Annotated in this window: 11 protein-coding genes and 2 pseudogenes; 6 read left to right on the top strand and 7 right to left on the bottom strand. The window is 56.5% G+C overall.

Translation table 11 applies throughout. The annotated features are described in order from the left end of the window. A partial coding sequence (locus tag H1B27_RS38865) for a transposase (RefSeq protein ID WP_197967352.1) occupies window positions 1-289 on the top strand: 289 nt, incomplete at its 5' end. Window positions 290-559: 270 nt separating this feature from the next. Here H1B27_RS38865 and H1B27_RS41350 read toward each other — a convergent pair. Further along, entirely contained in the window at window positions 560-763 is a 204-nt protein-coding gene (locus tag H1B27_RS41350) for a hypothetical protein (protein ID WP_376709030.1), read from the bottom strand. A gap of 500 nt (window positions 764-1,263) precedes the next feature. On the opposite strand from H1B27_RS41350, the gene H1B27_RS38855 reads away from it, so the two are divergent. The 4 genes and pseudogenes from H1B27_RS38855 to H1B27_RS38840 form a co-directional block, all read left to right on the top strand. Continuing rightward, entirely contained in the window at window positions 1,264-2,667 is a 1,404-nt protein-coding gene (locus H1B27_RS38855) for an aminotransferase (RefSeq protein ID WP_197969665.1), read from the top strand. Between the two features lie 231 nt (window positions 2,668-2,898). Further along, window positions 2,899-4,338 carry an aldehyde dehydrogenase family protein gene (locus tag H1B27_RS38850; protein WP_197969664.1) on the top strand — a complete coding sequence of 480 codons (1,440 nt, stop codon included), beginning with the start codon at window positions 2,899-2,901 and terminating at the stop codon, window positions 4,336-4,338. Between the two features lie 21 nt (window positions 4,339-4,359). Then, window positions 4,360-5,667 (top strand): methylaspartate ammonia-lyase, encoded by a 1,308-nt coding sequence (locus H1B27_RS38845; RefSeq protein WP_311977815.1) that lies wholly within the window; start codon window positions 4,360-4,362, stop codon window positions 5,665-5,667. Next, a pseudogene (locus H1B27_RS38840) lies at window positions 5,664-6,014 on the top strand (CoA transferase); the annotation flags it as partial. The gene H1B27_RS38845 and the pseudogene H1B27_RS38840, both read left to right, overlap by 4 nt. A 77-nt stretch (window positions 6,015-6,091) precedes the next feature. On the opposite strand, the pseudogene H1B27_RS38835 reads toward H1B27_RS38840, so the two are convergent. From H1B27_RS38835 to H1B27_RS38815, 5 genes and pseudogenes are all read right to left on the bottom strand, one after another. After that, window positions 6,092-6,646 (bottom strand): annotated as a pseudogene (locus H1B27_RS38835) (transposase); the annotation flags it as partial. 154 nt (window positions 6,647-6,800) lie between these two features. Beyond that, window positions 6,801-7,682, bottom strand: a complete 882-nt coding sequence (locus H1B27_RS38830) for a transporter substrate-binding domain-containing protein (RefSeq protein ID WP_197969663.1) — start codon at window positions 7,680-7,682, stop codon at window positions 6,801-6,803. A 35-nt stretch (window positions 7,683-7,717) separates the two neighbouring features. After that, on the bottom strand, window positions 7,718-8,449 hold the full coding sequence (locus H1B27_RS38825; protein WP_197969662.1) for a GntR family transcriptional regulator: 732 nt from the start codon (window positions 8,447-8,449) through the stop codon (window positions 7,718-7,720). Between the two features lie 213 nt (window positions 8,450-8,662). After that, window positions 8,663-9,400, bottom strand: coding sequence for a class II aldolase/adducin family protein (locus H1B27_RS38820; protein WP_197969661.1), 738 nt, complete (start codon window positions 9,398-9,400; stop codon window positions 8,663-8,665). Between the two features lie 54 nt (window positions 9,401-9,454). Continuing rightward, window positions 9,455-10,642, bottom strand: a complete 1,188-nt coding sequence (locus H1B27_RS38815) for a M24 family metallopeptidase (protein WP_197969660.1) — start codon at window positions 10,640-10,642, stop codon at window positions 9,455-9,457. A gap of 426 nt (window positions 10,643-11,068) precedes the next feature. Here H1B27_RS38815 and H1B27_RS38810 point away from each other — a divergent pair, with 426 nt between their 5' ends. Continuing rightward, on the top strand, window positions 11,069-12,061 hold the full coding sequence (locus tag H1B27_RS38810; RefSeq protein WP_246516055.1) for a D-2-hydroxyacid dehydrogenase: 993 nt from the start codon (window positions 11,069-11,071) through the stop codon (window positions 12,059-12,061). Window positions 12,062-12,990: 929 nt separating this feature from the next. Here the strand turns inward: H1B27_RS38810 and H1B27_RS38805 are convergent. Next, window positions 12,991-13,275, bottom strand: a 285-nt coding sequence (locus tag H1B27_RS38805; RefSeq protein ID WP_197965649.1) for a transposase, incomplete at its 5' end; no start/stop codon positions are given.

Raw genomic sequence — 13,275 nt, 5'->3', positions numbered from 1 at the left:
CCGCCGAATCTTCATCTCTGGCCAGAAGCGCGGCGTCTTCGGTGTCATCAAGCGCGAGCTGCGCCGCCGTTCCGCCATCGAACCCATCATCGGACACCTGAAGACCGATGGCCACCTCGGCCGCTGCTACCTCAAAGGCCGCGCCGGCGATGCGGCCAACGTCATCCTCTCAGCCGTCGGCCACAACTTCCGCCGCATCCTCGCCTGGATCAGAGAACTCTTGTGCCTGTTCCTGATCCAGCTCTGGCGCACGCGCGCCTGTCCGGCCCCGCTCAATTCGGCTTCTTAACGGACGACTCACAAGCCAGCGCGCAGCCGCTGCTGGATCATTTGTCTCGGGAGCGTATTGCTGGTCCTGCGACCTGCCCATGCTGTGGTGACAACCGATTACCCAAGATCGATGAGGACGTCACCGAGACGCTGGAGCTCCCGGACGGGACGTGATGATATCCAGTGTCTGGGCCACATCTTCCCTCGGTCAAGGCCACATATCCTGCTCGGCTCCGGTCTCGACTCCGCATTGATGCCGTTCAGTTGACGGCCGAACAAGGTATTGACGTCACGCTCCGGAAGCGAAACACCATCTCGTCATCAGATGGTTTATCCGGGCGATTGGGACAGCTGACGACTTGATGGCCTTCTTAAACTTATCAATGATATCTGCGCGCTCCCGCTCCAGGCTCACCAGCACAAGCATCGAACTAGACTTTCCCACCGCCTTGGGCGAAACGATCGAGACATCAGCCTTGATGACGCCCTCCAAGCGGAGCCTCTTCAATCGTCGTTGGCACGCAGTAGCGGAAAGCCCCCGCCATTTCGCCGATCCACCTCTGACGTTAGACGATTGTTCTTTTGCACGATCTCAAGAATGCAGGCGTCTATTCGATCATACTGCATAATCGGCCCCAAGCTTTCGGGTGAAATGCGGCGTTAAAGGCTTCGGCGATGCAGAAAATCCTCCGAGTCGCGATGACATACGACGCAAACATATTCGCAATATCAGTATCCTGAATACACTCGCACTTCAACAAATGGCCGCTTGGACGCACAAATGGTCCTTAAAAAAAATCGGCAGCCGAGGCCGCGGTCAGCACGTATAATCTTCATGCCGAACTTGTTGACGACTACCGAAATCGCCGGCTCTCGCCCTCTTTCAGAGGACGAAACCCAGTCGGGCGTCGTTCCGTCACGGCGCGAAATGTGGTCTGGCCGAGAATTTAGGAACCCACACCCATCCGCATTGCGATTGAAAGGAAGTGCAGAATGACCATTGATGTCAAAGAAGTCAGCGAGAAGGACAAAAGGTCCGTCCTACATCCTTTCACGCATCTCAAGGATTTTGCGACTGGCAAGCTTGGGGAGCCAACGATCGTCGAAACAGGTAAGGGCATCCGAATTCAGGACGCTCACGGGAATGAGCTGATTGACGGTTTCGCTGGCATGTATTGCGTCAATGTTGGCTATGGGCGTACCGAAGTCGCCGAGGCTATTTCGCGGCAGGCCTACCGTCTCGCGTATTATCACTGCTACGCGGCGCACACGACAGACGAGCTCGCAAATCTCTCGGATCGTCTCGTCAAGATGGCGCCAGGAAAGATGAGCAAAGTCTTCTACGGCATGTCCGGCTCCGACGCCAATGAGACGCAGGCAAAGCTCGTCTGGTACTATAACAACCTTCGAGGTAAGCCGAACAAGAAGAAGATCATCTCGCGCGAACGCGGCTATCACGGTTGTAGCGTCGTTTCCGGTTCGATGACGGGTATGAGATTCTACCATGACTATATGGATCTTCCGCTGCCGCAAATAGTGCGGACCGGTGCTCCGCACCACTATTGGGGCGCGACCCCTGGGGAGACCGAGGGCGAGTTCTCTGCCCGTCGCGCGGTTGAACTCGACCAGCTCATCGAGCGCATCGGTCCAAACAATGTGGGCGCCTTCATCGCCGAGCCGGTGCTCGGCACTGGCGGTATTACGCCGCCGCCGGAAGGCTACTGGAAAGCAATCCAGGCTGTGCTTGACAAGCACGACGTTTTGCTGATCGCCGACGAAGTAATCACCGGCTTCGGCCGCACCGGGTCAATGTTTGGCTCTCAGCACTACGGTATCGAACCGGATCTCATCACCGTCGCCAAAGGTTTGACTTCTGGCTACTTCCCTCTTTCCGCTGCGATCGTCGGCGAGAAAGTCTACAAAGTCTTCGAAGATGGTGCTGACAAGGTCGGCGCATTTTCGCACGGCTATACTTACTCGGGTCATCCAATCGGAGCCGCTACGGCAAATGCCGTTCTCGACATCGTCGAGAAGGACAACCTTGCTGGGAATGCCCGCGAGGTAGGTGCCTATTTCCAAGCTCAGCTCAAGAAGACTTTCGCGCAGCTGCCGATCGTCGGTGAAGTGCGCGGGGTCGGGTTGATGGGCGCTATCGAGTTCGTCAGCGACCGCGATAGCAAAACGCGTTTCGACCCCTCCCTCAAAGTTGGTGCTCGTATATCCAAGGCAGCCCGCGACCGCGGCCTGATCGTGCGCCCTATGCCCCATGGCGAGATCCTCGGTTTCGCTCCGCCGCTCGTGACCACCAAGGCTGAAATTGACGATATCATCTCGATTACTGAAAAGGCCGTGGGCTCCGTAATGGACGAGCTCGTTCGTAGCGGTGAAATGATCTAGCGAATGGCGGCCGGAGGCTTCGGCCACTATCTCCAGAGCGTATGCCGGTGATCTCCATTCATTGCGATGGCGCTGGTCCCTTCGGGTTGACATCGCGGGATGACGTTGATGTCTCGGCGAGCGAGATCCGGGACGAGGTGCCGGGACAGTGACCTCTGCCTTGGGCATGCGACAGCTTAATCGTGGGGCTGAAACCCCGAGATGGCAAAATAGCAGGGCGGCGATTGACGTATGTCCGATAACGTGAACTACAAGCTCTTTATCAACGGAACGTGGCGCTCAGGCGGCAATGGTACCGCTTTGACGCTCATCAATCCTGCCACTGCGCAGGAATTCGGACATGTGGCCGTTGCGTCCGCGTCCGATCTAGATGATACGTTGAAGTCTGCGGAGGATAGTCTGCTGCCTTGGTCCAGTACACCGGCCCACGAACGGGGGGCGGTTCTCGTTCGCGCCGCACAAATACTAAAGGGAAAGATCGAATCTGCGGCATCAGCGCTTTCCAAAGAACAAGGGAAGACTGTGGCCGAAGCGAAAGGCGAGTATGCGCGTGCGGTCGAAACGCTCGAATGGAATGGCATTCACGCGAAGGAATTGTCGGCTCCATTCTCGATCGATCATAAAAGGACAATCGTACCGGAAGCAATTGGTGTTGTTGCTGCGTTTGCACCCTGGAATTACCCGGCCGTCCTCAACGCCCGAAAACTTGCCGCTCCTATCGCAGCCGGGTGTCCGGTAATCTTGAAAGCGGCGGAGGAGACTCCAAGTGCTGGCGTCTACCTAATGGAGGCCTTGGAGGAGGCAGGGATTCCGGCCGGAGTAGTGAGCCTGGTTTTCGGCCACCCGCCAATGATCTCCAAGCATTTGCTCGGTTCATCTGTCGTCCGAGTTCTGTCCTTCACCGGCTCGACGCCGGTTGGCAAACAGCTTGCGAAGATTGCAGCAACCAGTCTTCAGCGATGTGTTCTAGAGCTTGGCGGCCACTCCCCTGTCGTAGTCTTTGAAGATACTGACGTCTCAAAGGCGGTTTCTGCAATATCCGAATACAAGTTCGAGTGCGCCGGACAGAGCTGCAACGCGCCAAACCGCATTCTAGTCGCGCAATCTATTTATGAGGAGTTCTTGACAAAACTCGTTGACGCCGCAGAAAGGATCCGGGTCGGTCTTCCCGACGATCCTGCGACGGACATGGGCCCGATGGCTAATGCGAGACGAATCGAGGCAATGGAGCGCCTGACGAAGGACGCCGTCAGTCGTGGAGCAAGGGTTGAAACAGGTGGTAAACGCCTTGGCCGACCGGGGTTCTACTGGGCGCCTACTGTTCTGAGCAACGTTCATCCCGATTCACAGGTGCTTCACGAAGAACCTTTCGGACCGATCCTCACTGTTGCGCCATTCGATACGATTGAAGAGGCAATTGAGAGGGCCAATGCGACTGAATTCGGGCTGGCATCCTATATCTTTAGCGACTCCCCTGACATTCAGAAGAGGATGATCCGTAGCCTTTCGGCAGGTACTATCAGCGTGAACTATCTCAAGGGTGTGTCCGCGGATGCACCGCTCGGTGGCATAAAACAGAGCGGTTATGGTTACGAAGGCGGAGTGGAGGGATTGAGGATCTTCCAAAACCTAAAGCTCGTTGATTCGGCCGATGCTCCGGCTATCGATTAGGCGTGTGCGAAGCGGCAGATAGTGACGAACTTGATTGAGTGCGCTTTGGCAAATTCTGCAACGATAAAAGATGTAGTTTTGGCTCCTGGGAACGGTAGCTTCTTCTATGACGATCAAGCTGCAATACGAGCCGGCGCTGCTCATGACGGTTTTCTCTATGTGGGCGCTCCTCTGACGCCTGGGTTCACGAGCATCCGTATGCCAGCGCGTTCGCTCAGCATCGGTATTGTCTTGTCGGACGATGTCATCGTGTGGGGCGACATGATGAGCGTGCAATATTCAGGCGCAGGCGGCCGCGATCCAGTGTTTCAGATCGAGGCAGTCGAAGCCGTTACTAGATCTGTCGTCATTCCGCGACTTCTATCGGCCGACGTGTCTAACTTCCTCACTGCGTGTAAACAGGTCCTCGCGTACCACGAGCATAAGCGCCTACCGCTGGCAATTGAATATGGCGTGAGCCAAGCGTTACTCCGGGCTGCTGCGCATTTTGGCCGGACTACACTTGCTGAGGTGATCTGCTCTGAATTCTCCCTGCCGTTGCCGGAGCGGCCGATTCCAATCTATGCGCAGAGTGGCGATCTAAGAGAGCTCAACGTCGACAAGATGGTGCTCAAGTCCGTGGATCTTCTCCCACATGGATTGATCAACTCTCGTGAAAAGTTTGGTCCTTCGGGCGAGACGTTTCGTAATTTCGTTACGTGGGTCGCTAAGCGTACAAGAGAAATCGGAAAGCCCGGATATCATCCTATTCTGCACTTCGACGTTTACGGTTGGATTGGTCTCGAGATCGGCATGCAAGCGGAAAAGATTGCCGATTTCATCGCGCGGCTAGCCGATGACGTCCCCGGTTACCGGCTTCATATTGAATGTCCGGCAGACTTTGGGTCAACGGAGGCTCAGCTGCGCGAGTACGCCAAGATTGTCGCCATTCTCGATGCGCGTGGTACGGACGCCCGGGTCGTGGCCGACGAGCAATGCAATACGCTTGAGGATGTACGCCTCTTCGCCGAAGCAAAGGCTGCTCATGTCATTCAGATCAAGATGCCTGACGTGGGTTCGATCGCCGATACTGCCAGGGCAGTGTTGGTTTGTAAGGAAAATGGAGTCGGTGCGTATGTCGGCGGAAGCTGCACCGAAACAGATTTGTCGGCCAGGGCTGCGGTCAATATCGCGGTCGCTACGCAGGCCGACATGATCCTTGCAAAACCCGGGATGGGAGTCGATGAGGGCATCTCCATTGTAGGAAATGAGCAGAGCAGATTGCTCTCCATTCTTAAGTACCGACGTTCCAAAAACTCCATTCGGAATGGTGATGCGGCATCGGCATGAGAAAGACCCTTGAAGGTATTACGGTCGTTGCTGTCGAGCAGGCGGTGGCGGCGCTCTATGCATCTTCGCGCCTAGCGGATGCTGGTGCGCGTGTCATCAAAGTCGAGCGGCCCGAAGGCGACTTCGCGCGAAATTACGATAAGCTCGTTCGAGGCCAGAGTGCCTATTTCGTTTGGCTAAATCGGGGGAAACAATCAGTCTGCCTTGACCTGACGGTCGAGCAAGACCGTGCAGTTCTTGATGGGATGATTGCTCGGGCGGACGTCTTCATTCAAAATCTGAAACCTGGCAGCATCGGCAACCTTGGGTTCGGTTCCGTAGATCTGCGCACGCGTTTCCCTCGCCTGAGCGAAAAGAATGTAAGAGCCCGCTCCAGCCATGTCGTGATCAGGCGTTTCCACGACACGCCATTTGCCCCATACGTTCATAGCTGCACCGCCAGCAGCTTGGGCAGGCGGATCAGATTGTAGGCCGCAAGCGCCAATGTAGAGGCGGCGTCCACGCGCTCGCGCCCCCGCAGCTTTACCTTGGCCAGACCGGCGGAACTTTTGATCCACCCGAACACCTCCTCGATCCGCTTGCGGCAGCGTTGGCTGACCTCATAGCCAGCATGGCGGGTGGTGCGGGCGTCGACTGCCGTCTTGCGCGGAATGCCGGCCTTACTGAGGTGTCCGTTGATCGCGATGTGCGGCATCACCGATCGTTCTCTCAAGTCGTGCACGAACGGCGTGACGTCATAGGCCTTGTCCGCGCCGAGCGTGATCCGCCGGCCTGTGGGTTGGCGACTATCAATCAACGCCAGAGCCGCCTCTCGTTCGGCGGTGCCGGTGGCCTGGCTGACGATGCCGCCGACCGCCAGGCCATAGCGCTTCACCATCAGAGCATGCCCCATGTAGCAGAGCTTGGCCGGCCGTCCGTCGGCCTTCTCGTACTGCCGAGCCTCCCGGTCGATCGTGCTTTGGTGCGTCTCGTTCGATGCGCGCTTGCGCCTGACATCGCGAGGCTGCAAGCACGCGGGACTCTGCTCCTGGCCAGCCGGCGCGGATGCCACTGCGACGTAATGCAGCCCGCCCCTCCCCACACGGTGGGCCACAATTCCCGCAAGAGGACAGGCCAGTACTCCAGAATTACCCTTACTCACACCCTGGCACGACCTCACTGAGCTTCTGGACATTTGATAGCGTCTTCCAAGTGGCTGCGACAATCTCGTCCGCGACGTCGGCTTCGGCGGCCCACTTAATGAACGCTTCCCTCATCTTACCGTTACCGCGTAGAATATTGATCTGGTGACTGAGCGCATCGCGGAAACCCACGTCCTCCTTGCGGACGACGACACCGTAGAGAATCACCGGGCTCTGCGGGTCGACGACCACATCCAGGCCAAGCTGCTTCAGCTTGCTGATCGAGAATGAGAATTGACCGGCGACGTAGGCATTCGCCCGACCGCCGATAACCGTGGAGATACCAGCCTGATTGTCGGGAGCGTAGACGAACTGCTCGCGCTTCACCCCCGCCTTCAACGCGAGGGCTTCGGGCTGCCCGCCCGAGGTCACCGCCACCCTGACCTCCGGCATGGTGGCGATCTGGGCCAAGCTCGTCAAATGCTTCGGATTCCCGGCCTTTACGAATAGCACGTTTCGGTTGAGAAAAACGGGCGCCGAATACAGAACTGCTTTGCACTTTTCTTCGCTCGCCTGCAAAACCGGCACGACGAGATCAACCTGCCTTGCCTGCAGCGCCGGGATCATCGCACTATAGTCTATGAGCGAGGGCGTTAGCTCAGGCAAGCCCATGCCTTGGAGCGCGAGGTTCGTGATGTCCGCCATGTAGCCTGTGGTTTTTCCTGTGGGCGAGATCGCTATCAAGGGTGGCACCGACGCGACCGCCGCCTTGACTACACCCGCCTTGCGAAGCGAGCCCACGAAAGAGTCGTCAGCTTGCGCAAACGCCTCAGACGAATTGCCGGCCGATGTGAGCAGCACGACCAGCAACGATAAACTCTGTGTCTTCCGCATAAAGTCTCCTCCCTTGAGAAAGTTGGGCACACCGTTCATTTGGGCTTGTGTACGGGGGGGGTCGCACGAAATTGATACTCAAAACGGTCGGCCCGTGCGATCGTCCGACCAACAAACAGTGGGCGGCCGTCTGTACCAATCAGCGCAAACCGAATAACGAGTACAGGAAAGCCAGTCACGATTTTGAGAAACGCCGCCTGTTCTTCAGTGGCGGTCGAACCTTCGATGCAGAAGTCGATGTGATCAAACTCAGAATTTCGGACTTGGATGATCGATCTCTCCAAATGCCCTCGGAGTTGAGACGGATCAACGAGGTGGCGCGGAAACCAAATCCTGTCAAGTGCCACCGGTTCGTCGTCTGCGAGAACAATCCTGTCGAGCCGATAGCCAATTCCTGCATTATTACGGTCAAGTCCCTTGTCGTCGCCTGATGGGGCGAGCGTCAGATCGAGTTCTTGGATGCTAGGCTTCATCCCCGCTTTGCGTAAATCATCCTCAAGGGTGGAAATTCCATCTTCCTTGAGCAAACGGCGCGTGATCTTTCTCCTGCTTGCGACGAAAACACCGCGTCCCTGTCGTCCGACAAGATGACCCTCAAGAATGAGATCACGAATAGCTCGACGGATAGTGATCGTGCTGACGCCGAATTCCTTCGCGAGATCCTGCGCGCTCGGTAGCTGTGCGCCGGGCCCATATTTGTCAGTACCAACAAGAGCCCTTAATTTCCGCGAAACCGAGCGATAGAGAAACTGGTCACCATTCAGCATTTGAGTCGATTCAGTTGTCGTGCCGCCAGGTATTTTAAGCTTCTGTTCGCAATCCGCCTGAGGACAGCTCCGGGTCTTTTAGTTGTAGCTCTCGCACCTTCACGCAGGGGCAGGAGGACTCCGAGTCCGCGGCTGCAAGGTCAAATAGAAGCCATGTCGAGCAAGCGTTCGCTTAGTGATCCCAACTCTTACCTTTGCCGCTGGAGGAGCAGTTTAGGTTGCATAGATCGGGCTGACGTGATCGAGCCGACGCTTGAGAGCCGCCCAAGCGCGTTCACCTCTCTCAGGCGCGCTCTTGGCAAGGGCCGCGACGTGAATCGCAACAGCGTCCGGTGGCAGAAGTATTTTCTGTCCACCTTGTAAAGCTGCGATTTGAACGCGACACGCTTGCTCCATGTAATACATGTTATAGAACGCCTCGGCCACCGTGCGTCCAACAGTGAGCAACCCATGATGCCGCAGGATCATCACGTCGTCTTTGCCAAGATCACGCACCAATCTGTCGCGCTCTTCTAGATTGAACGCGAAACCTTCGTAGTCGTGATAGGCAACATGCCCGTAAAACTCCATTGACGCCTGATTCAATGGAAGGAGACCGTGTTCCTGAGCGGCGACAGCCATGCCTCCGAGACTGTGCGTGTGCATGACACACATGGCGTCGTGTCGGCTCATATGCACGGCTGAATGGATTGTGAAGCCCGCGTTGTTGATTTTGGAGGCTTGGCTCTCGTCAATCGCATAACCATCGGGGTCCACGACGACGAGGCTCGAAGCCGTGATCTCGTCGAACAGCATCCCGAACGGATTGATCAGAAAGCGATGCTGTTTGCCGGGGAGTCGTGCAGATAGGTGAGTGTAGATAAGGTCGTCCATGCCGAAATGGGCGATCAGACGATAGGCCGCAGCCAAATCGCACCGAATCTCCCACTCCTCGCGTTCGGTTCCATGCATCTGTCTTCCCCTTCCTGTAATGGTTCACCGCCATCTCCGAGGCGGCCCGCTTCGCTATTTTTTGACGACCAAGACGCGCGGCGTCGTGGTTAGCGGCGCATATCCGGTCTGTGTGATCTCTAAAGGCTGCGTGACCGCGACACTCCTGGTTCCGTTGTCAAGCCATAAACCGGGCATCAGGTGCAAGCACATGCCTGGCTGAAGAACTGTCTGCTCGTCTTCGCGAATACTCACAGTACGCTCTGAGCCTGCCGGCGGGTAACCGATCCCCTGTGAATAGCCGATCCTTTCAGTTTTCACGATCCCATGTTTCGCGAGTACTTTGGAGAAGGCCGCGAAGACTTCTGAACAAGCACGACCTGGCCGGACCGTTTCCAGCGCCGCATTCAGGCCCTCGATTTGGATTTCCGCGAACTTTGTGTACTCTGGAGTCGGCTTTCCAATACAAATTGTGCGACTTACATGGACCTGATAGCGCAGCCGATTTCCATGAACTTCGATGTTGATTTGTGTTGAATCTGGCAGCGGCCTATCTGTCCACGCAGAATGTGGCCCGCGAGCACGGTCGCCAACACAGAAGTACGGGATAGATGAGTCATAGCTGCCGCCAAATTCGGGTAATCCAGAATGCTGCTGGTGATATACAGCAGCAGCAAGGTCGCATTCGCGCACGCCCGGCTCTGCCATTTCCACTGCACGGGTAAGCATGGCATCGGCGATGCGACCCGCCTGCCGCATGAGGGTCAGCTCGGCCGGACTTTTCACAATCCGTATCCAATTGACAAGTAGGTCCGCGTCCAAGAACTCGGCATTCGGAAGAGCCTTGACGAGGTCTGCGTGGGTGCGGGCCGAGTAGTAGTAGCCGCCCAGCTCCACGCCGATTCTTGCTGTTTCGCCACCGACTTCCTTCACCACGTCGGCTATGAACGCCCAAGCTGACGAGGTTGTTGAGTTAACGTAGAAATCGGGGAACCCCCTGATATTCTCTTCCGCAAGGTAGGTAAAGATTTGCGCCGAAGGTCTGTCCACCAGGCGCGTGACGTAGATCGGCTCGGAACGATTCAGCGCCACGATGAGCATTTGCGGCGTATAGAACGTATAGGAATCATAGCCGGTCAGGTAATTGACGTTTGGGGGCTCAGACAACAACAGTATGTCCAAGCCACGCTTAGCCATTTCATGCTTCGTGGTTGCGAGGCGCGAGTCGAATTCCGTGCGCTCGAAGTAGAGAATTTTTTCCAAAAGCAATATCTCCTTGATAGGCAAAGCTTGCGCCGACAGTGCCCTGCACCGATTTGACTCCAGTTAGTATACCTAGTATGTAATGTCAATATTCGGAACCAAGCGCGAGGTCGCGCTTGCGCAGCGAGTTAGAAATTCTTCCATCTTGCGTCGCTGTGCTCGCCTCGGCACCCCGGGGAAACCGTAGGAATACCAAGGATGGCTATTAGCACTGAATATACTAAGTACCCTGACGCACTCATGTATCGGTTGAAGACCTGCATGCCAGGGCGATTCGGACGAGGTTCGCTCTGGGCGGCCGTGTTTGGGCATTGCGACCACGGCAATGGTGCTGCCGAAGACGCAAGCCATGCTAACGAGCTTTCGCGGGAACGTAATCCTAAGTCAGCGCGCCCTAGCACTTCAACTCGTACGAGGTAAGTCAATATGGATCTCAAGCCCAAAACGCCGACAGACATGATCGCAAGCACCCCATCGCTCACCATCGCATTGCACCACCCGCACGCAGAAGAGTACGCAAGACTGATTGGACAGCGGTTTCCTCAGGTCCGCACAATTGTGGCGCCAGACGTACGCCGCTTAGAGGCTTGCATCAGCGAGGTAGACGCCATACTCGCTTTCCAATTTCCCGCAGCACAGTTTGACATGGCGAATAAGCTTCGTTGGTTCCAATCAACGGGGGCGGGCGTCGACTCCTTCTTCCCGGTGTGCGACAGGGCGGCACACGTGACGGTGACGAACGCCCGCGGCATTCATGGAGAGCTAATTGCCGACTACGTTATGGCCGGAGCAACCATGCTCCATTGGGACTTTCGCCGCTTCTTGCGTGAGCAGGCCGAGCAGAAGTGGAACTTTCGGGCAGTGACCCCGCTTGCCGAGATGACACTCGGCGTGATCGGCCTTGGCTCGATCGGAGCAACCATTGCTCGCCGTGCGAAGAGTGCCGGGATGAGGGTTGTTGGGTCAAAGCGCAATGTTGCGGAGGTCATCGAAGGAGTCGATCAACTCTTCGGCCCGAACGAACTCGACAAGCTCCTGCCAGTCTGCGACTTCGTGGTCCTGGCGGTGCCGTCGACGTCCGATACGGTGGGTCTGATCGGCGCCACCGAGCTCTCTCGCATGCGGCCAAGTGCCTTTCTGATCAATATCGCGAGAGGCACCGTGATCAAGGAAGCTGAGCTGATCGACGCATTGCAGTCCGCCAAGATCGCCGGCGCGTTGTTAGATGTGTTTGAACGAGAGCCGTTGCCACAAGAGAGCCCTCTCTGGACACTCCCGAACGTTATTGTCACACCACATACATCAGGTACGCCAACAGACTACACAAAGCGATTTTTCGATATCTTCGCAGAAAACATTGAAAGGTATCTCGCTGGACAACCTTTGAAAAATGTGGTGGACGTGAGGCGTGGCTACTGACTCTACCGTCGCTTGAAAAATGCTCCGGCCTCCCGAAAGCGAGTTTGTAGGTGTTCTCAACAATCAGCGAGAGGTCAAGCTATCCGACGCTAGTACGGCCCAGGCACTCGATGCACTATCGCCGCCGAATTGGGATAGCGGTATGCGACGAGTGGGTACCGGAAGGTGTCTTGGTTTTCATGACCCATGTACGTCCGTGAGAAATCGCGATTTCAATTTGATGAAAGGGTGCCAATGACGACTTTCACTAAAGTCATTCTGTTTACCGATAGCGATGGCCGGGCCAGATTTCGTGAGGAGTCGATTGACTTAGACCAAGGTACGCCTGAGCTCCGACTATCGCAGTCATTCCCATGCGATAACTATCTGCTACGCGAGAGTCCCGTCGGATTTCGATTGGGGTTTCATTGCACCAGCATGCCACTAGGGATTTTTATCGTGCAGGGCCAAATGGAGATCACTTTGCAAGACGGAAGCTCTCGGCTATTCAAGCCGGGTGATTGCTTCTTCGCCGATGACACCCTGCCTCCGGGGGCGACCTTCGACGACAGTATCCATGGTCACGGTACGCGTCAGGTCGGCCCCGACCCTCTCGTCACGCTATTCATTCGCAACTAAACTTCAAGTGGACGACCGCCTCAGCTCTGACTTGCCGCCTCTCAGGTTCCGGACGAGCACTTGGCGCGATCGCTGAAATGCATCAGAAGGTGGTGAGTCGCCCCGACCACGAAGCTTGATCGAACAAAGCGTTGCGCACTCAACGATTCTACCGCCACCCGCTCGCCTGTTCACGACTTTTGGACGAAAGCTGATTGAGGTGACGTCGGACAGCAGCAAACCTCTGGCACCCAGCGACATCGCCCCGACGGTGTCGCCACGGCAGGAGTGCTGGATACCACAATACGTATTCGCTGCTTGTTAGTCGTCCGTTAAGAAGCCGAATTGAGCGGGGCCGGACAGGCGCGCGTGCGCCAGAGCTGGATCAGGAACAGGCACAAGAGTTCTCTGATCCAGGCGAGGATGCGGCGGAAGTTGTGGCCGACGGCTGAGAGGATGACGTTGGCCGCATCGCCGGCGCGGCCTTTGAGGTAGCAGCGGCCGAGGTGGCCATCGGTCTTCAGGTGTCCGATGATGGGTTCGATGGCGGAACGGCGGCGCAGCTCGCGCTTGATGACACCGAAGACGCCGCGCTTCTGGCCAGAGATGAAGATTCG

Origin of the sequence: Bradyrhizobium diversitatis (assembly GCF_016031635.1) — a bacterium.
Taxonomy (GTDB): domain Bacteria; phylum Pseudomonadota; class Alphaproteobacteria; order Rhizobiales; family Xanthobacteraceae; genus Bradyrhizobium; species Bradyrhizobium diversitatis.
The sequence above is the reverse complement of the archived record's forward strand: the minus strand, read 5'-3'. Positions and strand labels throughout refer to the sequence as shown.